16 protein-coding genes are annotated in these 20495 nt (G+C 66.5%); 7 read left to right on the forward strand and 9 right to left on the reverse strand.

From position 1 onward, the window contains the following. The first annotated feature begins 61 nt into the window (after positions 1-61). Positions 62-1585, forward strand: coding sequence for an acetyl-CoA acetyltransferase (locus A5636_RS21935; protein WP_065160740.1), 1524 nt, complete (start codon positions 62-64; stop codon positions 1583-1585). On the opposite strand, the gene A5636_RS21940 is transcribed toward A5636_RS21935, so the two are convergent. Continuing rightward, positions 1582-2430: an LLM class F420-dependent oxidoreductase gene (locus A5636_RS21940; RefSeq protein WP_065160741.1), complete on the reverse strand. Its 849-nt coding sequence runs from the start codon at positions 2428-2430 to the stop codon at positions 1582-1584. The two genes, A5636_RS21935 and A5636_RS21940, sit on opposite strands and share 4 nt — an antisense overlap. Positions 2431-2617: 187 nt before the next feature. Between A5636_RS21940 and A5636_RS21945 the strand changes: the two genes are divergently transcribed. The 6 genes from A5636_RS21945 to A5636_RS21970 all read left to right on the forward strand — a co-directional run bounded on the left by A5636_RS21945 (position 2618) and on the right by A5636_RS21970 (position 10925). Continuing rightward, positions 2618-3517, forward strand: coding sequence for a DUF5336 domain-containing protein (locus tag A5636_RS21945; RefSeq protein WP_065160742.1), 900 nt, complete (start codon positions 2618-2620; stop codon positions 3515-3517). 39 nt (positions 3518-3556) lie between these two features. Then, entirely contained in the window at positions 3557-4861 is a 1305-nt protein-coding gene (locus A5636_RS21950) for a cell division protein PerM (protein ID WP_081287930.1), read from the forward strand. Between the two features lie 279 nt (positions 4862-5140). Then, positions 5141-5782: a phosphoribosylglycinamide formyltransferase gene (purN, locus tag A5636_RS21955; protein WP_065160743.1), complete on the forward strand. Its 642-nt coding sequence runs from the start codon at positions 5141-5143 to the stop codon at positions 5780-5782. Continuing rightward, positions 5779-7344 carry a bifunctional phosphoribosylaminoimidazolecarboxamide formyltransferase/IMP cyclohydrolase gene (purH, locus tag A5636_RS21960; protein WP_065160744.1) on the forward strand — a complete coding sequence of 522 codons (1566 nt, stop codon included), beginning with the start codon at positions 5779-5781 and terminating at the stop codon, positions 7342-7344. The genes purN and purH overlap by 4 nt, the downstream gene beginning before the upstream one ends. A gap of 178 nt (positions 7345-7522) precedes the next feature. Next, entirely contained in the window at positions 7523-8905 is a 1383-nt protein-coding gene (locus tag A5636_RS21965; protein ID WP_065160745.1) for an ATP-binding protein, read from the forward strand. Then, a complete protein-coding gene (locus tag A5636_RS21970) occupies positions 8898-10925 on the forward strand; it encodes a vWA domain-containing protein (RefSeq protein WP_065160746.1) in 2028 nt (675 codons plus the stop codon). Before A5636_RS21965 ends, A5636_RS21970 begins: the two co-directional genes overlap by 8 nt. Before the next feature lie 76 nt (positions 10926-11001). Here A5636_RS21970 and A5636_RS26300 read toward each other — a convergent pair whose 3' ends face one another. The 8 genes from A5636_RS26300 to A5636_RS22010 form a co-directional block, all read right to left on the reverse strand. Continuing rightward, a complete protein-coding gene (locus A5636_RS26300; RefSeq protein WP_155763948.1) occupies positions 11002-12669 on the reverse strand; it encodes an alpha/beta hydrolase in 1668 nt (555 codons plus the stop codon). Beyond that, entirely contained in the window at positions 12666-12956 is a 291-nt protein-coding gene (locus A5636_RS21980) for a hypothetical protein (RefSeq protein WP_253900666.1), read from the reverse strand. Before A5636_RS21980 ends, A5636_RS26300 begins: the two co-directional genes overlap by 4 nt. A 114-nt stretch (positions 12957-13070) precedes the next feature. Then, positions 13071-13673 carry a DUF1707 SHOCT-like domain-containing protein gene (locus A5636_RS21985; RefSeq protein ID WP_065160747.1) on the reverse strand — a complete coding sequence of 201 codons (603 nt, stop codon included), beginning with the start codon at positions 13671-13673 and terminating at the stop codon, positions 13071-13073. Positions 13674-13768: 95 nt separating this feature from the next. Next, on the reverse strand, positions 13769-14605 hold the full coding sequence (locus A5636_RS21990; RefSeq protein WP_065160748.1) for an enoyl-CoA hydratase family protein: 837 nt from the start codon (positions 14603-14605) through the stop codon (positions 13769-13771). Next, entirely contained in the window at positions 14605-15771 is a 1167-nt protein-coding gene (locus A5636_RS21995) for an acyl-CoA dehydrogenase family protein (RefSeq protein WP_065160749.1), read from the reverse strand. Before A5636_RS21995 ends, A5636_RS21990 begins: the two co-directional genes overlap by 1 nt. Before the next feature lie 43 nt (positions 15772-15814). Then, entirely contained in the window at positions 15815-17803 is a 1989-nt protein-coding gene (locus A5636_RS22000; RefSeq protein WP_065160750.1) for a biotin carboxylase N-terminal domain-containing protein, read from the reverse strand. A 5-nt stretch (positions 17804-17808) separates the two neighbouring features. Continuing rightward, positions 17809-19404, reverse strand: a complete 1596-nt coding sequence (locus A5636_RS22005; protein ID WP_065160751.1) for an acyl-CoA carboxylase subunit beta — start codon at positions 19402-19404, stop codon at positions 17809-17811. Positions 19405-19456: 52 nt separating this feature from the next. Next, the coding region (locus tag A5636_RS22010; RefSeq protein ID WP_065160759.1) for an acyl-CoA dehydrogenase family protein at positions 19457-20495 on the reverse strand (1039 nt) is incomplete at its 5' end.

Here is a 20495-nt window from a genome sequence, read left to right on the forward strand (position 1 = left end):
GAGGGTCCCAACTTCACCCCGGCTATCTACCAAGCCTGGCCTTGCGGTAGATAGTTGAGCTATGGAAATTGATCCCCGGACGCCTGTCATCGTCGGCGTCGGGCAGGCCGCCGAGCGCATCGACGATGCTGACTACCGGGCGATGTCGCCGGTTGAGTTGGCAGCCGCCGCGGCGCAGGCCGCACTGGACGATTGCGGTGCCGCGGGGGTGGCCGCCGCCGTCGATACCATCGCAGCGCTGCGGCAGTTTGAGATCTCCGGCCCGGTCGCCGTTGCGCCGCTGGGCCGCTCGAACAACTATCCGCGGTCGGTGGCCAAAAGGATCGGTGCCGAGCCGGGCCGGGCCATTCTGGAAATCGTCGGCGGTCAAGGACCGCAGCATCTGATCACCGAGTTGGCCGCCGAGATCGCCGCGGGCCGTTCGGAGGCGGCGCTGATTTTCGGCTCAGATGCGACGTCGACGCTGCGCCATTTCGCCGATGTCGCCGAGAAGCCGGACTTCACCGAAACCATCGAAGGCGACTTGGAAGATCGCGGTCAGGGGATTGACTACCTGGTCTCGCGCAACACCGTGATCCACGGTCTGATCGATGCGCCGACGCAGTACGGGTTGCTGGAGAATGCGCGGCGCGCCGGGACCGGGCTGGCACCGGCTGATTATCTGCGCCGCATGGGCGAGTTGTTCGCCCCGTTCAGCAAGGTCGCGGCGACCAACCCGTTCGCGGCCGCACCGGTGGAGCGCACCGTCGACGAACTGATCACGGTCACCGAGCGCAACCGGATGATCTCGGAGCCCTACCCGCGGCTGATGGTGGCCCGCGACCAGGTGAATCAGGGCGCGGCGGCGCTGCTCATGTCGGTGGCCGCGGCCCGACGCCTCGGCGTGCCCGAAGAGAAATGGGTGTACCTGCGCGGTCACGCCGATATGCAAGAACAGAACCTGCTGGAACGCTGCGATCTCGGGCATGCCCCCTCGGCTGTGCTGGCGGTGCGTGAGGCACTGGAGGTGGCGGGAATCGGTGTCGATGACGTCGCCACCTTCGACCTGTACAGCTGCTTCCCGGTGCCGGTGTTCAACATCTGCGATGGACTCGGGATCGCGCCCGACGACCCGCGCGGTCTCACTGTGACAGGCGGGTTGCCGTTCTTCGGTGGTGCCGGCAACAACTACTCGATGCACGCGGTCGCAGAAACCGTCGCCCGGATGCGCAACGCCCCAGGGCAGTTCGGCCTCGTCGGAGCGAACGGCGGCATCCTGAGCAAGTATTCGGTGGGGGTGTACTCCACCGCGGCCGCGCCATGGCAACCGGACCGCAGTGCGCGGTTGCAGGCACAAATAGCCGCCGCCCCCGCCGTGGCGGTGACTGAGCACCCCGAAGGACCCGCCAAAGTCGAGACCTACACCGTGCGCCGGGACAGCGGGCGGCGCACCGGGATTATCGTCGGTCGCCTGGACACCGACGGCAGTCGTTTCATCGCGACCACCGAGGACGACGAACTGATCGCGCGCTTGACCGACGAGGACCCGCTGGGCACTGCCGTCCAGGTGCGCACCTTCGACTACGGCAACCGCTGCTTTCCCTAGGCGAAGCCGGCCAACTTGCCGGCCAGACGTTCCACGTAAGCGGCGACTTTCTCTTCATCGCTGTCCGGCATGCCGAACAGGACTTCGGTGACGCCCAGGTCGGCCCAGCGCGCCAGTTTCTCGGCGTCCGGCTTGAAGTCCAGCGCCACGATCTGCGGCGCACCGTCGCGGCCGGCCGCAGCCCAGGTGTCCTGCAAGAGTTTGACCGGCTCGTCGATGTCGAAGTCACGCGGAGTGGTGATCCAGCCGTCGGCACTGCGCGCGATCCACTTGAAGTTCTTCTCCGTGCCCGCCGCCCCTACCAGCACGGGAATGTGGGACTGAACGGGCTTGGGCCATGCCCAACTGGGCCCGAATTTGACGAACTCGCCGTCGTATTCGGCCTCTTCCTGCGTCCACAACGCGCGCATCGCCTCGAGGTACTCGCGCAACATGGTGCGACGGCGGCCCGCGGGGACATTGTGGTCGGCGAGTTCGTCGGTGTTCCAGCCGAATCCGACGCCGAGGCTGACCCGGCCGCCGGACAGGTGGTCCAGCGTCGCGATACTTTTCGCCAGAGTGATCGGGTCGTGCTCGACGGGCAACGCCACCGCGGTGGACAGCCGAACGCGCGATGTCACCGCGCACGCCGCGCCCAGGCTGACCCAGGGATCCAGCGTGCGCATATAACGGTCGTCAGGTAGTGAGGCGTCGCCCGTGGTCGGGTGGGCCGCCTCGCGTTTGATCGGGATGTGGGTGTGCTCGGGCACGTAAAACGTGTGGAAGCCGTGGTCGTCGGCAAGTTTGGCGGCCGCCGCCGGGGAGATGCCGCGGTCGCTGGTGAACAGCACGAGTCCGTAATCCATGCCTCAATTTAGAACGTGTTCTACTTTGCCTGCGAGCGGGCCCACCGGAGACGATGCCGGCGGGCCGATGGCGCCTCCGAGCGGCGGCGGGCTTTTGTTCGGGAAGGTGCGCTAGCGTTGTTGGTCGAATGGCGCCGCACCCGGCGGTGGCGCCGCCGGCATTGCACCGGAAGCAACAGGAGGAGTCATGACCTACTCACCCGGTACTCCCGGATATGGGCAATCGCAGTCACCCGGGTCCTACGGCGCCACGAACAGTCCGGCGGCCGCGCCGGCTGAGCCGGGGGACAGCAAGCTCGGGCTGTACCTGACCATGGCGGTGGCGACCCTGGGTCTGCTGGCGTACTTCGTCAGCTTCGGTCCGATGTTCACCTATAACTCCGACCTCGGTGGATCCAGTGGGGAAATATCCGGCGGAACCGGAATGGCGGTGACGGCTGCCCTTCTGGCCGCGTTGCTCGCCGGTGTCAATCTGCTACCGAAAGCCAAGAGTTACGTACCGATCGTCGCGGTGCTTTCGGTTCTGGCCGTCTTGTTGATCATCGCCGCGACCTTCAACAAGCCGAACTCGTTCTCGACGGGTTGGGCGCTCTGGGTCGTCCTGGTGTTGATCGTTTTTCAGGCGGTGGCTGCGGTCGCTGCGCTACTGCTCGATGCGGGCGTGATCAGCGCCCCGACGCCGCGGCCCAAGTACGACCCGTTCGGCGGATACGGACAATACGGCCAGTACGGCCAGTACGGCGGTCAACCGGGCGGGTACTACGGTCAGCCGGGTGCACAGCAGCCCGGACAGAACCAGGCCGGCTACGGTTCGCAGTACGGCAACTACTCGTCGAGCCCCAACCCGCAGTCGGGCGGGTTCCCCGCGCAGCAGCCGCAGCAGTCGGGTCCTCAGCAGCAACAGCAGCAGGGTCCGACGCACACCCCGCCCACCGGGTTCCCCAGTTTCAGCCCCCCGCCGCCCGTCAGTGCCGGCTCCGGATCGCAAGGGGGAGCGGCGCCGGTCAATTACTCACAACAGCCCGCCGAGGGCCAGCAGTCCTACGGCCAGGGCCAGCAGTCGTCGCCTGGTTCGGCGCCGGTCTAACCGAGCGCTCACGCGCCTGATCAGGCTCGTGCGCGAAGAGTGAGCAGGGTGTCGGACCAGTCCGCGGGCGCTCGGCAGGCGCGTGACCTTGTCAGAGTGGCGTTTGCGCCGGCCGTGGTGGCGCTGGTCGTTATCGCGGCTGTCACCCTGATCGAACTGCTGATCGCCAACAGCGACATGACCGGCGCGTTGGGTGCCATCGCCAGCATGTGGCTCGGCGTGCACCAAGTGCCGATCTCGATCGGCGGCCGGGAACTGGGCGTCATGCCGCTGTTGCCGGTCTTGGTGATGGTGTGGGGCACCGCGCGTGTCACCGCTCGGGCCACCTCGCCGTACTCGTCGTGGCTGGTGGTCCGTTGGGTTATCGCATCGTCGTTGGGTGGACCGCTGTTGATGACGGCGATCGCCCTGGCGGTGATCCATGACGCGTCCTCGGTGCTTACCGAGTTGCAGACGCCCAGCGCTCTGCGGGCCTTCACCAGCGTGCTGGTGGTACATGCGATCGGCGCCGGGATCGGTGTGTGGTCGAGGGTGGGCCGACGTGCGCTGGCCCGGTCTCCGCTGCCCAACTGGCTGGGTGACGCGCTGCGGGCGGCCGCGGCGGGGGTGTTGGCGTTGGTGGGGTTGTCCGGGATGGTGACGGCCGGATCGCTGGTGGTGCACTGGGCGACGATGCACGACCTGTACGGCATCACCGAGTCCATCTGGGGGCAGTTCAATCTGACCGCGCTGTCGGTGTTGTACGCGCCAAACGTCATCGTGGGTGCGTCGGCCGTGGCGGTCGGATCCAGTGCCCATATCGGCTTCACGACGTTCAGCTCTTTTACGGTGTTCGGCGGAGACGTGCCGGCGCTGCCGATCCTGGCCGCGGCCCCGACGCCGCCGCTCGGTCCAGCGTGGGTCGCCTTGCTGATCGTCGGTGCGGCGTCTGGCGTAGCCGTGGGGCAACAGTGTGCCCGATATGCGCTGCCGCTCATTCCGGCCGCGGCGAAGCTGCTGGTCGCTGCGCTCGTCGGTGCGACGGTGATGACGCTGCTGGGGTATGGCGGTGGCGGCAAGCTGGGCAATTTCGGTCATGTCGGTGTCGACAAGAGCGCTTTGTTCCTCGGGGTCCTGTTCTGGTTCACCGCGGTGGGTGCGATCACCGTGGTGATGGCGGGAGGAATTCGGCGGCGGCCACGGCGACCGCGGCCCAGGCCGGCGCCGGTTGAGCCGAGTGGCGACGTCACCGCCGCCGAGCCGGCACTCGGGGTTTTCGACGACGATTTGGTCGAAGATCCGGCGCAAGAGCCGGCGCAAGACCCGCCGAAAGAACCCGCTGATCCGTCTGACGAAGAAAACTGACCTCGCCTTCGTCGGTATGACGTCGATATGGCCTCGACATGACTCGACATGCCCTCGACATGGCCTCGATGTGGCCTCGACATGGCCTCGATATGGCGGTGCCGGCGTCGTCGGCGGTGTCGGCGTCGTCGCCGAGATACGCGCGCCGTTGTCGCGCCAAGCCGGGCAAAGGGCCACCCGCCGAGACCAGGTGCTGGCGGGGCAACAGTGGCTAGAGAGCCGCATGTGAACGGCACGGGTCAAGGCTCATGCCTATCGCCACCCGGCTAGGCTTCGCGTGTGCAGGAACCGCTCCGTGTGCCCCCGAGTGCGCCGGCGAGACTGGTGGTTTTGGCGTCCGGCACCGGTTCATTGTTGAGCTCACTGCTTGCCGCAGCCGTCGGGGACTACCCGGCCAGAGTGGTAGCCGTCGGCGTTGACCGCCACTGCCGGGCCACCGAGATCGCCGCTGAGGCGGCCGTACCGGCCTACCAGGTCAGGGTCGACGAATATCCCAGCCGACAGGACTGGGACGCCGCCGTCACGGCAGCCACCGCCGAGCACCAGCCCGACCTGATCGTCTCCGCCGGCTTCATGAGAATCCTTGGCCCGCAATTCCTTTCGCGCTTCATGGGACGCACCCTCAACACCCACCCGGCGCTGCTGCCTGCCTTCCCGGGCGCACACGGTGTGCGCGACGCGCTGGCCTACGGCGTGAAGGTCACCGGCTGTACGGTGCATCTGGTCGATGCGGGCGTCGACACCGGTCCGATACTGGCGCAGCAAGCCGTCGAAGTACTCGACGGCGACAACGAAGAGACCTTGCACGAACGCATAAAGGTTGTCGAACGGCAACTCCTGGTGAAGGTGGTGGCCGCTATCGCAATGGGCGGTGTGACGGTGAGCGAACGAAAGGCGACCCTAGGGATGAGCACAGCATGAGCGTGGATAAGAAGCCAATCCGCCGCGCATTGATCAGCGTGTACGACAAGACCGGTCTGGTCGAGCTCGCCCAAGGCCTCGCCGCGGCCGGTGTCGAGATCGTCTCGACCGGGTCGACGGCGAAGACCATTGCCGACAAAGCGATTCCGGTGACCCGTGTCGAGGAACTCACCGGATTCCCCGAGGTGCTCGATGGCCGCGTCAAAACCCTGCACCCCAAGGTCCATGCCGGGCTGCTGGCCGATCTTCGCAAACCCGAACACCAGGCCGCACTCGAAGAACTCGGCATTGCCGGGTTCGAACTTGTCGTCGTCAATCTCTATCCGTTCACCCAGACCGTCGCTTCCGGCGCCGGCGTCGACGAGTGCGTCGAGCAGATCGACATCGGCGGGCCCTCGATGGTGCGTGCGGCGGCCAAGAATCACCCGAGTGTCGCCGTCGTCACCGACCCGCGCGGTTACGACGGGGTGCTGGCCGCGGTGCGCGACGGCGGGTTCACCCTCGCGGAACGTAAGAAGCTGGCGTCGCTGGCGTTTCAGCACACCGCGGAATACGACATCGCCGTCGCGACCTGGATGCAGCAGACCCTGGCACCCGAGGACCCCCCGCAGGAGTTCCCGCACTTCTTCGCCCGCAATTGGCGCCGCCAGGCGACCTTGCGCTACGGCGAGAACCCGCACCAGCAGGCCGCGCTCTACGCCGATCCCGCGGCCTGGCCGGGTCTGGCACAGGCCGAGCAGTTGCACGGAAAAGAGATGTCCTACAACAACTTCACCGACGCCGACGCGGCCTGGCGCGCCGCCTTCGACCATGAGCAGACCTGCGTCGCGATCATCAAGCACGCGAACCCGTGCGGCATCGCGATTTCGGACGTCTCAGTGGCCGACGCGCACCGCAAGGCCCACGAGTGCGACCCGCTGAGCGCCTTCGGCGGTGTGATCGCGGCCAATACCGAAGTCAGCGTCGAGATGGCGGAGTATGTCAGCACGATCTTCACCGAGGTGATCGTCGCGCCGGCCTACGCTCCCGGTGCGCTCGACGTGTTGACCCGCAAGAAGAACATCCGCGTACTGGTGGCATCCGAACCGCTGGTCGGTGGGCATGAGTTGCGGCCGATCAGCGGGGGACTGCTGATCCAGCAGCGCGACCAACTCGACGCGCATGGTGACAACCCGAACAATTGGACGTTGGCCACCGGCGAGCCCGCCGACCCCGCCACCCTGACCGACCTGGTCTTCGCGTGGCGTGCCTGCCGCGCGGTCAAGTCCAACGCGATCGTGGTCGTGGCCGGAGGTGCCACCATCGGCGTCGGCATGGGGCAGGTCAACCGAGTCGACGCGGCTCGGTTGGCGGTCGAACGTGGCGGCGACCGGGTGCGCGGCGCGGTCGGAGCCTCCGACGCCTTCTTCCCGTTCCCGGACGGCCTCGAGACGCTCGCCGCCGCTGGAGTCAAAGCGATTGTGCATCCCGGCGGTTCGGTCCGGGACGACGAGGTGACTGCGGCGGCAACCAAGGCGGGCGTCACGCTCTACCTCACCGGCGCACGCCACTTCGCGCACTAGAACTAAGCCGCCCGCGGCTACGCCGCTACTAAGCCGCCCGCGGCTACGCCGCTACTAAGCCGCCAGCGGCTACGCCGCAACTAAGCCGAGAGTGAAACTCGCGACGCGACACGCCGGTGGTGCGTCGGGAAAGTCACTCTCGTCGGCACGGGAAAACAGAGCGTCGTAGCTTGGAGAGGTGACTTCACCGAGCAATCTGCCCCGCACCGTTGGAGAGCTGCGCGCCTCTGGCCATCGTGAGCGGGGAGTCAAGCAGGAAATCCGCCAGAATCTGCTGACCGCACTGTCCGAGGGCGACGACATTTGGCCTGGAATCCTGGGGTTTGATGACACCGTCATCCCGCAACTGGAGCGGGCCCTGATCGCCGGCCACGACTTCGTGCTGCTGGGCGAGCGCGGCCAGGGCAAGACCCGCTTGCTGCGCGCGCTTACCGGTCTGCTGGACGAGTGGACGCCGGTCATCGAAGGCTCGGAATTGGGTGAGCACCCGTACACCCCAATTACGCCGGAGTGGATCCGCCGCGCTGCACAGCTGCAAGACGACCTGCCGATCGCCTGGAAACACCGCAGCGAGCGGTACACCGAGAAGCTGGCCACCCCCGACACCAGCGTCGCCGACCTCGTCGGTGACATCGACCCGATCAAGGTCGCCGAGGGCCGCAGCCTCGGGGATCCCGAAACCATCGCTTACGGGCTGATCCCGCGGGCACACCGCGGCATCGTCGCCGTCAACGAACTGCCCGACCTCGCCGAGCGGATCCAGGTGTCGATGCTCAATGTCATGGAGGAGCGGGACATCCAGGTCCGCGGCTACACCTTGCGGCTCCCGCTCGACGTCCTGGTGGTGGCCAGTGCCAATCCGGAGGACTACACCAACCGCGGCCGCATCATCACCCCGCTCAAGGACCGCTTCGGCGCCGAGATCCGCACCCACTACCCGCTCGAACTCAGCGCCGAAATCGGCGTCATCGCCCAAGAGGCGCACCTGAGCGCGCAGGTGCCCGACTACCTGCTGCAGGTGATCGCGCGTTTCGCCCGTTACCTGAGGGAGTCCAGTTCGGTCGACCAGCGCTCCGGGGTTTCGGCGCGGTTCGCCATCGCCGCGGCCGAGACGGTCGCCGCGGCGGCCCGGCACCGCGGCGCGATCCTGGGCGAGACCGACCCCGTCGCCCGGGTCGTCGACCTCGGCACGATCATCGAAGTGCTGCGCGGCAAACTGGAATTCGAGTCCGGCGAGGAAGGCCGCGAGCAAGCCGTGCTGGAGCATCTGCTGCGCCGCTCCACGGCCGACACCGCCTCCCGGGTGTTGGGTGGCATCGACGTGGGGACCCTGGTGTCAGCCGTTGAGGGCGGTTCCGCGGTGACGACGGGCGAGCGGGTGTCGGCCAAGGACGTGCTGGCGGCGGTACCGGGACTGCCGGTGGTGGAGAAGATCGCCGCGAAGCTCGGCGCCGAGTCCGAAGGGGAACGCGCCGCGGCATTGGAGTTGGCCTTGGAGGCGTTGTATCTGGCAAAGCGGGTCGACAAGGTATCCGGAGAAGGGCAAACCGTTTATGGGTAGATCTGACGGTGACGACCCGCAGGGCCCGGCTTCGCCGCGCTCGCGATCGTCACTAGGGCACTCGTCGCGGTACTCGGCGTACACCGGCGGGCCCGACCCGCTGGCTCCGCCGGTGGATCTGCGTGAGGCGCTCGAGCAGATCGGGCAGGACGTCATGGCCGGCACCTCACCGCGCCGGGCGCTGTCCGAGCTGCTGCGTCGGGGCACCGAGAACATGCGCGGCGCCGACCGACTGGCCGCCGAGGCCAACCGTAAGCGACGGGACCTGCTGCGGCGCAACAACTTGGACGGCACCCTGCAAGAAGTCAAGAAGCTGCTCGATGAGGCCGTGCTGGCCGAGCGCAAGGAATTGGCGCGCGCCCTGGACGACGACGCCCGGTTCTCCGAGCTTCAGCTGGAAGCACTGCCGCCCTCACCGGCCAAGGCGGTTCAGGAACTCTCCGAATACAACTGGCGCAGCAGCGAGGCCCGCCAGAAATACGAGGAGATCAAGGATCTGCTCGGCCGCGAAATGCTGGACCAACGCTTCGCCGGCATGAAGCAAGCGCTCGAAGGTGCCACCGACGAGGACCGCCAGCGCGTCAACGAGATGCTCGACGACTTGAACAACCTGTTAGACAAGCATTCTCGCGGCGAAGACAGCCAGCAGGATTTCGACGACTTCATGAATAAGCACGGCGAGTTCTTCCCGGAGAACCCGCGCAATGTCGAGGAGCTGCTGGACTCGCTGGCCAAGCGTGCCGCGGCCGCGCAGCGGTTCCGCAACAGCCTCAGTCAGCAGCAGCGAGACGAGCTGGATACATTGGCGCAGCAGGCTTTCGGATCGCCGTCGCTGATGCAGGCGCTCGGCCGTCTGGATGCTCATCTGCAGGCCGCGCGCCCTGGTGAGGACTGGACGGGTGAACAGCAGTTCTCCGGCGACAATCCACTCGGTATGGGCGAGGGCGCGCAGGCGCTGTCAGACATCGGCGAGCTGGAGCAACTCGCCGACCAGCTGTCCCAGGCATACCCCGGTGCCAGCATGGACGACGTCGACCTCGACGCATTGGCCCGCCAGCTCGGTGACGAGGCGGCCGTCGACGCGCGCACACTTGCCGAACTCGAACGGGCGCTCGTCAATCAGGGGTTCCTGGATCGCGGTTCGGACGGTCAGTGGCGATTGTCGCCGAAAGCCATGCGGCGCTTGGGGGAGACGGCGCTGCGTGATGTGGCACAACAACTCGCCGGGCGGCGCGGTGAACGGGACCACCGGCGGGCAGGGGCTGCCGGGGAGTTGACGGGTGCTACCCGGCCCTGGCAGTTCGGTGACACCGAGCCGTGGAACATCTCCCGCACGCTGACCAACGCCGTGCTGCGCCAGTCCGGCACCCGCACGCTGGACCAACCGCTGCGCATCACCGTCGACGACGTCGAGGTCTCCGAGACCGAGACGCGCACCCAGGCCGCGGTGGCGCTTCTGGTAGACACCTCGTTCTCCATGGTGATGGAAAACCGCTGGCTGCCGATGAAGCGCACAGCGCTGGCGCTCAATCACCTGGTGTGCACCCGGTTTCGATCAGATGCCTTGCAGATCATCGCATTTGGCCGCTATGCGCGAACGGTGTCCGCCGCCGAGCTGACGGGACTGGAGGGAGTGTACGAGCAGGGCACCAACCTGCACCACGCCCTTGCCCTGGCCGGAAGGCACTTACGCAGGCACCCCAATTCGCAGCCCGTTGTGCTGGTCGTGACCGACGGTGAACCGACGGCACACCTCGAAGATTTCGACGGGGACGGCACGTCGGTGTTCTTCGATTACCCGCCGCACCCGCGGACGATCTCTTTCACCGTGAAAGGTTTCGACGAGATGGCTCGTCTCGGCGCGCAAATCACGATTTTCCGGCTCGGTAGCGATCCCGGACTTGCGCGGTTTTTGGACAGGATTGCCCGCCGGGTGGAGGGACGTGTGGTGGTTCCAGATCTCGACGGGTTGGGCGCAGCCGTGGTGGGCGACTACCTACGGTCCCGGCGCCGCCGCTGATCCCCTTCCGTCGGCGGCGATAAGCCTCGTGCACATTCGCGGCGATGACGCCCACTTTCGCGGGTGAAAGATCCTGCTATCGGCCACAAACGCCGGCTGGCTGGGAAATGCCGTCGCGAGCTACGGGCCGGATCAGGTCCTGCGGTAGGCCGGCAAGCACCGCCGCCATGTTGTAGCCGCTCATCCGTAATTCTCCGTTGCTACCCATGCGGGCGTAGTCCGAATGGCCATAAGCCCGTTCGTGAAACTCGCCGTCTCCGTAACTTTCCCCGAACGCGTAACCGCCCAGGCTGGACAGGGCGGTCATACCCGGCACATCCTGCGGGGCGGGCCCGAACGCGCCGAACCGCGAAAGGACTTCGGCGACAACGTCGTCGACTCCGACCAGGTAGTAAGCATGGCCGGATTGCACGCCGAGCTGCGATGCGTCGGTAAGTTCGGCGCCCGGTGAACCGTAGAGGACGACATCGCTCACCGGAGCCCCCTGCTGCAACGCCAGGCTGGTGACCACGGAACCGTAGGAATGTCCGAAGGCGGTGATGTGTTGATCGGCGGCATTGCTGGTGGCGGCTAACCCCTTGAAGAAGGTGTTCAGCCGGTCGGCGCCGTCTCGTGCCAGCCGATCGTGGGTGACATCGCGCAAACTGTCCGGAGCGTCGTATCCGAGCCACGCGACGGACGCGACCGCATCAGCTCTCGGCCGGCCGGCCGCGGAGCGGAGTTCGGCGGCCTTATCACGCTGCGCCGCAGCCTGGTTCACCATGGTCTGCGCACTGGCGCTGACGCGGGTGCCCAGGCCCCCGACCGTGACTCCGACGCACTCCGCATTGGTTACGTCGCCAACTCCCACCGCGGCCAGCACTTTTCGCGGATTGCTGGTGGAGTCCAGCAGGATCAGACTGGTTCCGGGGTTCGAAACAAGTGCCTGCTGCAGTGCCTGCAAGTCGGCCAATTTGTCCTGGTCGGTGTGCCAGCCATACGCACCGAGCCAGCCGCGCTGTAGGCGGTCGATTTCGCGTTGCAGCACAGAAACATTGAGCTGGTTGCGAACGTCGACCGGGATGCCGTCGAGGTTGCGGATGGCGTCGGGAGCCCATTGTTTGGCGCGGTCCTGCTGGGCTGGGGTCATAGCGTGCCACCGTTGGCTGATCTGGTCGGGGGATACGCCGGACTGCAGCAAGGACAGCAGGTCCGCCATCTTCGGGGGCTGGTGACTCAGTTGCGCGTCGATTTGATCGGGGGAGAGATCGTCGACGCTGCCCCGGATCGCCGCGGCCAGGTCCTCATCCGCAATTTCGGCGTCTGTTAGCAACCGTTGCAGGCTGTCGGTCAACCGCACCGCCTCGTCGAGGATGCGCTGCTGGCTGTGCGGAGAGAACGCGGACAGCGCGGACGGCGGTAGGGCGGCACCGGCCTCGTCGTCGATCACCAGGTGGGCTTCCTCCGCCATGTCGCGGATTGCCTTGAGTCGCTGTTTGACGGCGTCGATTTCGTCGGCTGCACGTTCGGCCGCCCGCGCGACGGCGTCGCAGGCATCGGCGTGATCATCCAGGACCAGCGTGGTGTGCTGGGTGGCCGTATGTGCCGCCTCGGCCGCATCACCGCCGAAAGTCAACAGCCGCGTCAGTTCGGTGAGCGCCGCCGAGGCGGTTCGGGTGCCGTGTGCGCGTCTGATAGCGGCGTCGAAAACAGTCCGGACTGCCTCGGGATCCCAGCGTTCGACATCGGCCAGCGTCAGCATCATCGCAACCGCGACGCGTTGCGTCGTTCCAGTTCGACGCTGCCGACGGCGGCGGTGTGCATGCCGGCCGCGTGCTCTTCGATGCGGTTGAGGTGGCCCACGCTGGCGCCGGCCCAATGATCCAACAAGCCTCCCAATTCCACCGCCGAGGAGCCGACCCACCCAAGTTGCGCCCCGTCGGCGTCTTCGTGGCAGGACCGCTGCAATGCCAGCAGCGTCCGGCCATGGTTCGCCACTTCGACCCCGACGTGGGACAGCATGTCAGGGATCACCCGAAACTCTCGCGCCACAGCAACCCGCTTTCGCCCGTATCGATTTGGGCGAAGTGTGGCACCGCGGAATGCGGCGGGCCACTCGCTCCGAGTGGCCCTTGGGGATTAAATTTGGTCGGCGGCAGCCGGCCACTAATTGTGTGCTTTGCGGGCCTTGCGTTTGATGCCGACGCCACCGCACAGCGAGAACCCGCGGATCGTGACGTTGGGTGCACCCCGAACGCCTTCACCGACCACGCCCTGGTCGAAGTTGCCCATCACGCCTCGGCCTTCGATCTTGACGTTGACCTCGGGCGGCAACAGGATCGTCTGGGCGCCCATGATGGAATACGCATGTATCGCCACTTCAGTCGAGGTGAAGTCGGCGTAACGCAGGTCCACCACACCGCTGCCCCAGAACGTGAACGTGGTGAGCTTCTTCGGCACGTTCCATCGGCCACGGCGTTGGAACCCGCTCATGATCGCAAGCAGCAACGTCGACGGCGCTGGATTGATGTTCCCGCCGCGGCGCGGGCTCACCGCTACACCGGGGAGGTCGGCACGTAGTTGATCGAGCTCTCGATACGTGGTCGCGGCATACGCCTTGGTTAGGCGATCTTCGTATTCGTTGAGTTGGAGTCGACCCTGCTCGGCCGCGTAGGCCAGCAACTGCGCAGTCTGGATGCGATCAGTATCCTCAGCGCGCGACAAATCGTCGCGCGTGGTCTGCACATCACGCTGGGCTGGGTTGGTCATCTCACCCGCGAGCTTACGACTTCAAGGATTTGCTGCAAGGGGTGTTGGCTAAACTGCAATCTTCGCGCCGCTCCGGCACCGGGTGCCCGGCCACGTCACGATGAGGAAACCCAGCTCGGAGCGCGTTTCTGCAAGAACGCGAGCATGCCTTCGCGCGCTTCGTCGGAAACGAACAAGCGCGCCGACTCCTCGGTGAGCCGCTCCGCGTCGCGGTCGAACCCCTCCAGCACGGCGGCGGTGGTCAGCGCTTTCGACGCCGCCAAACCCTGCGGCGACCCGCGGCCGACGTCGGCGACGAGTCCCGCCACGGCGGCATCCACATCGTCGGTGGCCAGGGTGACCAATCCCATTTCGGCGGCTTCGCTGGCGCCGAACGTTTCACCGGTGAGGTAATAGCGGGCGGCGGCCCGCGCCGATAGCTTCGGCAACAACGTCAACGAGATGATCGCCGGCGCGACGCCGATTCGTGCTTCGGTCAAAGCAAAGGTGCTGCGCGGCCCCGCCACGACCATGTCGCACGCGCCGATCAACCCGAATCCGCCGGCCCGCACATGCCCGTTGATGGCGCCTATCACCGGCCGCGGCGACTCGACGATGGCGCGCAGCAGCGCGGTCATCTCCCGCGCGCGCGCCACCGCCAGGTCGAATGCAGACGGTGGCGACCCGCTTGATCCTGCGCCGCCCTCCCCAGCGCCACGCGCCGCGCCCCCGCCCGCTTCGCTCAGGTCCGCGCCCGCGCAGAAAGTGCCACCGGTGTGGCCCAGCACGACAACCCGCACCGCGGGATCTGTCGCGGCCGCTTGCAACCCCTCGTGCAACTGGTTCACCAGCGTGGTGGACAGTGCATTGCGGTTGTGCGGTGAGTTCAGCGTCAGGCGGGCGACCGGGCCGCCGGTGTCGGCCGGGCCCGAGTACTCGACGAGGGTGTCCATCAGTAGCTTCGCGGCAAACCGAGCGAGGTCTGCGAAACGAAGTTCAGCACCATCTCGCGGCTGATCGGTGCGATCCGGGCCAACCGCGACGCGGTGAGCATCGCGGCCACGCCGTATTCCTTGGTCAGCCCGTTGCCGCCCATCGACTGCACGGCCTGGTCCACTGCGCGGGTCGACGCCTCGCCCGCCGCGTACTTCGCCATATTCGCGGCCTCCGCGGCACCACCGTCGTCGCCGTGGTCGTAGAGCGTGGCGGCCTTCTGCATCATCAGCTTGGCGAGCTGCACCTCGATGTGACACTGCGCCAACGGATGTGACAATCCCTGGTGCGTCCCGATCGGCTTACCCCAGACTTCCCGTGTCTTGACGTAGTCGACCGCCTTGTTCAGCGCGAACCGACCCATCCCCACCGCGCTGGCCGCGCCCATGATGCGCTCGGGATTCAGACCCGCGAACAGCTGGGCGATCGCGGCGTCCTCGGCTCCCACCAGCGCATCCGAGGGCAGTCGCACGTCGTCCATGAACACCTGGAACTGGCGTTCGGGGCTGATCAGCTCCATCTCGATAGGCGTGTAGGTGAAGCCCGGCGAGTCGGTGGGCACCACGAAGAGAGCCGGACGCAGCTTGCCGGTCTTGGCCTCCTCGGTGCGGGCCACCACGAGCACAGCCTGAGCCTGGTCGATGCCGGAGATGTAGACCTTCTGGCCCTTCAGCAACCAGTCGCTGCCGTCGCGGCGCGCGGTCGTGGTGATCTTGTGCGAGTTGGAACCCGCGTCCGGCTCGGTGATGGCGAACGCCATCGTCAAGGACCCGTCGGCGATGGACGGGATCCAGCGCTTCTTCTGCTCCTCGGTGCCGAACTTGCTGATGATGGTCCCGTTGATGGCCGGCGAGACCACCATCAACAGCAGCGCGCTGCCCGCGGCCGCCATTTCCTCCATCACCAGCGAAAGCTCGTACATGCCGGCGCCGCCGCCACCGTACTCTTCGGGCAGGTTCACCCCGAGGAAGCCGAGTTTGCCTGCCTCCGACCACAACTCATTGGTGTGTTCCTGGGCGCGGGCCTTTTTCAGGTAGTACTCGGCGCCGTAGTTGGAAGCCCATTCGGCCACCGCCTTGCGCAGCGCCTGCCGGTCCTCGCTCTCGATGAAGCTGGTGTCGCTCATGACGGATCTCCTTCTGTTTCAGGCATTTCCACTCGCGTTGGTCTTAATTGTCGTGACCCGCTGCGCCCGGCTCCGCCGCGCTTGCGATCACTCCCAGTACGGCACCTACTTCGACTTGCTGGCCTGTCTTGACGTTGATTTCGGCGAGCACGCCGTCGGTGGGCGCGGTGATGGTGTGCTCCATTTTCATCGCTTCCAGCCAGATCAGCGGCTGGCCCGCGGTGACGGCGGCGCCCTGGTCGGCGCCGATTCGGATCACGCTGCCGGGCATGGGCGCCACCAGGGATCCCTGTTCGACGGCCGAACCCGGTTCGGGATAACGAGGTAGCGCGACCAGGTGTACGGACCCGCGCGCCGAGTCGACGTAAACGTCGTCACCGTAGCGCGCGACCGCGAACCTGAATGCCACTCCGTTGTCGGCCAGCACCACTTCCCCGGGCGACGCCGAGACTAGCTGCACCGTCGGATCGTCCGGCAATGCCAGTGCGGATCTGGTGAAGCGGTATCGGACGCTCTGTTCGGTATCCGCGTCGTCGCGATAGGTCTTGACCTGGAACCCTGACGGCAAATTGCGCCAGCCGCTGGGGGCGGTGGACAGCGTCCGGGCGGCGGCGCGGTTCTGTGCGGCATCGGCCAACGCGGCCGCGATCGCCGAGAGCCGCACCGTCGCAGTGTCGGCCAGCGGTGTCGCCAGTTCGGCCAAGCCGTGGGTGTCGAAAAACGCTGTGTCCGTAGCGCCGTCAAGAAATGCCGGATGGCGCAGCACGTTGACCAGCAACTCGCGGTTGGTGCGCAGGCCGTGCACATGGGTGCGGGCCAGCGCGTCGGCGAGCACCAATGCCGACTGCCGGCGGGTCGGCGCGTAGGAAATTATCTTGGCCAGCATCGGGTCGTAGAAGATCGACACCACCGAGCGATCGACGATCCCGGAATCCAACCTGATCCCGGTGCGACGCCCCAGCGTGCCGAACTCGGCACGCACCGACGGCACGCGGAAGCTGTGCACGGTACCGGCCTGCGGTTGCCAGTTCTGCGCGGGATCCTCGGCATACAGTCGTGCCTCGATCGAATGTCCTTGTGCTGCCGGAGGTTCGGGCCCAAGCCGGCCACCGGCGGCAATCTCGATCTGCAGTTCGACGAGGTCCAGACCGGTGGTCTCCTCGGTTACCGGGTGCTCCACCTGCAGCCGCGTGTTCATCTCCAGGAAGAAGAACTCGCCGTCATCATCGGCGAGAAACTCGACGGTCCCGGCCCCGGTGTAACCGATCGCAGCGGCGGCCAGTCGGGCGGCCTGGAACAGCTTGCCGCGCATCCCGGAAATGCGCTCCACCAACGGCGACGGCGCCTCTTCGATGACCTTCTGGTGGCGGCGCTGGATTGAGCATTCCCGTTCACCCACGGCCCACGCAGTGCCGTGAGCATCGGCCATGACCTGAACCTCGATGTGGTGTCCGGTGGGCAGGTAACGTTCGCAGAACACGGTCGGATCACCGAACGCCGACTGCGCTTCGCGCTGTGCCGCCTCGACTTCGTCGGGCAGGGCGGACAAATCGTGCACTACCCGCATGCCGCGACCACCGCCCCCGGCGGATGCCTTGACCAGCACCGGCAGTTGTGCCTCGGTGACGGTCTGCGGGTCGAGTTCTTCCAGTACCGGCACACCGGCCGAGGCCATCAGCTTCTTGGACTCGATCTTGGAGCCCATGGCCCGCACCGCATCCACGGGCGGTCCGATCCAGGTCAGACCGGCCGCCTGCACGGCGGCCGCGAATCCGGCGTTCTCGGAGAGGAATCCGTAGCCGGGGTGCACCGCATCGGCACCGGCCGCGCGTGCGGCGCCGATGATCGCCTCGATGTTGAGGTAGTCGTTGGTCTGCGGAAGTCGCACGCAGGCATCGGCTTCGGCGACGTGCGGAGCGGCGGCGTCCGGATCCGTGTAGACGGCGACGGTCCCCAGGCCTAGCCGACGGCAGGTGGCGAAGACCCGGCGGGCGATCTCGCCGCGGTTGGCGACCAGCACTCGAGTAAACATGGGACTCACATCCGGAAGACGCCGAAATTCGACGTCCCCTTGATCGGGCCATTGGCGATGGCGGACAGGCAGATTCCCAATACGGTGCGGGTGTCGCGCGGGTCGATCACTCCGTCGTCGTAGAGCATCCCGGACAACACCATGGGCAGCGATTCAGCCTCGATCTGGCCCTCCACAGCGGCCCGCATCGCGGCGTCGGCCGCCTCGTCGACCTGCTGGCCACGGGCTTCGGCGGCGGCCCGGGCCACGATGGACAACACGCCCGACAGTTGCGCGCCACCCATCACTGCGGATTTGGCACTGGGCCACGCGAACAGAAACCGGGGATCATAGGCGCGCCCACACATGCCGTAGTGGCCCGCGCCGTAGGAAGCGCCGATGAGCAGCGAAATGTGCGGCACGGTCGAATTCGACACCGCGTTGATCATCATCGAGCCGTGCTTGATCATTCCGCCTTCTTCGTAGTCCTTGCCCACCATGTATCCGGTGGTGTTGTGCAAGAACAACAGTGGCGTGTCGGAGCGGTTGGCCAGCTGGATGAACTGGGTGGCCTTCTGGGATTCCTCGCTGAACAGCACGCCGCGAGCGTTGGCCAGAATGCCGATCGGGTAGCCGTGCAACTGCGCCCAGCCGGTGACCAGCGAGGACCCGTACAGCGGCTTGAATTCGTCGAACTCGGAGCCGTCGACAATGCGGGCAATCACCTCGCGGGGATCGAACGGGATGCGCAGGTCCGAGGGCACGATGCCGATCAGCTCCTCGGCGTCGAACAGCGGCTCGGCCACCGGGTTGGGTTGCGGGCCTTGCTTTTTCCAGTTCAAGCGGGCCACGATGCGTCGTCCGATGCGGATCGCGTCCGGTTCGTCGACGGCGAAGTAGTCGGCCAACCCGGAGATCCTGGCATGCATTTCGGCGCCACCGAGCGACTCATCGTCGGACTCTTCGCCGGTGGCCATCTTCACCAGCGGGGGACCGGCCAGGAACACCTTCGAGCGCTCCTTGATCATCACCACGTGATCGGACATGCCCGGAACGTAGGCACCGCCCGCGGTGGAGTTGCCGAAAACCAGTGCAATGGTGGGGATTCCGGCCGCAGAGAGCCGGGTCAGGTCCCGGAACATGCGGCCGCCGGGGATGAAGATCTCCTTCTGGGTTGGGAGATCTGCACCGCCGGATTCCACCAACGAGATGACGGGCAGCCGGTTCTCGAACGCGATCTGGTTGGCCCGCAGGATTTTTTTCAAAGTCCACGGATTGCTGGTGCCGCCTTTGACCGTCGGGTCGTTGGCCACGATCATGCACTCGACGCCCTCGACCAGGCCGATCCCGGTGACGGTGCTGGCCCCGACCTTGAAGGCGCTGCCCCAGGCCGCGAGCGGGCTCAACTCCAAAAACGGCGAGTCCGGGTCAACCAGCAACTCGACGCGCTCGCGCGCCGTCAGCTTGCCGCGGGCGTGGTGCCGTTCCACATATTTGGGGCCGCCGCCCTCGACCGCCTTGGCGAACTCGGCGGCGATCTCGTCGAGTTTGGTGGCCGCGGCCGCTGCCGCCTCGGCGAACGTGTCGGCGTCGGGGTTCAGTGTCGACTTCAGAACGGTCATGACGACCTCCGACGATGCAGAACGCAGTGATGAGGAGGAGGAGGAGGTGTGATCATGACTGGTAACCCAGGAGTTTGGCGGCCAGGGCGGTCAGGATTTCGGTGGTGCCGCCACCGATGCCGATGATCCGCATGTCGCGGTACTGCCGTTCGATCTCGGACTCGGCCATATAGCCCATGCCGCCGAACAATTGGACACCCTGGTTGGCCACCCACTCGCCGGCCTCGACAGCGGTGTTCTTGGCGAAACATACCTCCGCGATCAGATTGGTTTCGCCGGCCAGCTGCCGCTCCACCACATGTCGTGAGTAGACGCGAGCGACGTCGATGCGGCGGGCCATCTCGGCCAGCGTGTTCTGTACCGCCTGCCGCGAGATCAGTGGGCGACCGAAGGTCTCCCGGTCGCGGCACCACTGCGCGGTGATGTCCAGGCAGCGCTGGGCACTCGAATAGGCTTGTGCGGCAAGGCCGATACGTTCAGACACGAATGCCTGAGCGATCTGGGCGAACCCGCTGTTCTCGGCGCCGACCAGATTGGTCACCGGCACCCGCACGTCGGTATAGGAGAGTTCTGCGGTATCCGACGATCGCCAGCCCATCTTGTCCAACTTGCGGGATACCTCGAATCCGGGTGTGCCCTTATCGACCACCAGCAGCGAAACCCCGCTCGCGCCGGGGCCTCCGGTGCGTACCGCGGTGACGACGAAATCGGCGCGTACCCCGGACGTGATGTAGGTCTTGGCGCCATTGACCACGTAGTGGTCACCGTCGCGGACCGCGCTGGTGCGCAGGTGTCCGACGTCGGATCCGCCGCCGGGTTCGGTGATGGCCAGCGAGCCGATTTTCTCGCCGGCCAGCGTCGGGCGCACGTACGTGTCGATCAACTGTTCGTCGCCGGAGGCGATGATGTGCGGTACGGCGATGCCGCAGGTGAACAGGGACGCGAACACCCCGCCCGGCGCACCGGCTTGGTGCATCTCTTCGCAGATGATCACCGCGTCGGCGCCGTCACCGCCGCCCCCGCCACCGAAACTTTGGCGTTGGCCTCGGTCGATACCCCGGCACTGCCGGAGCCGTTGCCGGCCGGCCCGC

The organism is Mycobacterium asiaticum (assembly GCF_001673315.1).
In the GTDB taxonomy this organism is placed as follows: domain Bacteria; phylum Actinomycetota; class Actinomycetes; order Mycobacteriales; family Mycobacteriaceae; genus Mycobacterium; species Mycobacterium asiaticum_B.

Bases quoted from the DNA above. Each gene is read 5' to 3' on its own strand.
- A5636_RS21935 (WP_065160740.1), top strand. From the start codon at position 62: ATGGAAATTGATCCCCGGACGCCTGTCATCGTCGGCGTCGGGCAGGCC.
- A5636_RS21940 (WP_065160741.1), bottom strand. From the start codon at position 2,430: ATGGATTACGGACTCGTGCTGTTCACCAGCGACCGCGGCATCTCCCCG.
- A5636_RS21945 (WP_065160742.1), top strand. From the start codon at position 2,618: ATGACCTACTCACCCGGTACTCCCGGATATGGGCAATCGCAGTCACCC.
- purH (WP_065160744.1), top strand. From the start codon at position 5,779: ATGAGCGTGGATAAGAAGCCAATCCGCCGCGCATTGATCAGCGTGTAC.
- A5636_RS21970 (WP_065160746.1), top strand. From the start codon at position 8,898: ATGGGTAGATCTGACGGTGACGACCCGCAGGGCCCGGCTTCGCCGCGC.
- A5636_RS26300 (WP_155763948.1), bottom strand. From the start codon at position 12,669: ATGATGCTGACGCTGGCCGATGTCGAACGCTGGGATCCCGAGGCAGTC.
- A5636_RS21985 (WP_065160747.1), bottom strand. From the start codon at position 13,673: ATGACCAACCCAGCCCAGCGTGATGTGCAGACCACGCGCGACGATTTG.
- A5636_RS21990 (WP_065160748.1), bottom strand. From the start codon at position 14,605: ATGGACACCCTCGTCGAGTACTCGGGCCCGGCCGACACCGGCGGCCCG.
- A5636_RS21995 (WP_065160749.1), bottom strand. From the start codon at position 15,771: ATGAGCGACACCAGCTTCATCGAGAGCGAGGACCGGCAGGCGCTGCGC.
- A5636_RS22000 (WP_065160750.1), bottom strand. From the start codon at position 17,803: ATGTTTACTCGAGTGCTGGTCGCCAACCGCGGCGAGATCGCCCGCCGG.
- A5636_RS22005 (WP_065160751.1), bottom strand. From the start codon at position 19,404: ATGACCGTTCTGAAGTCGACACTGAACCCCGACGCCGACACGTTCGCC.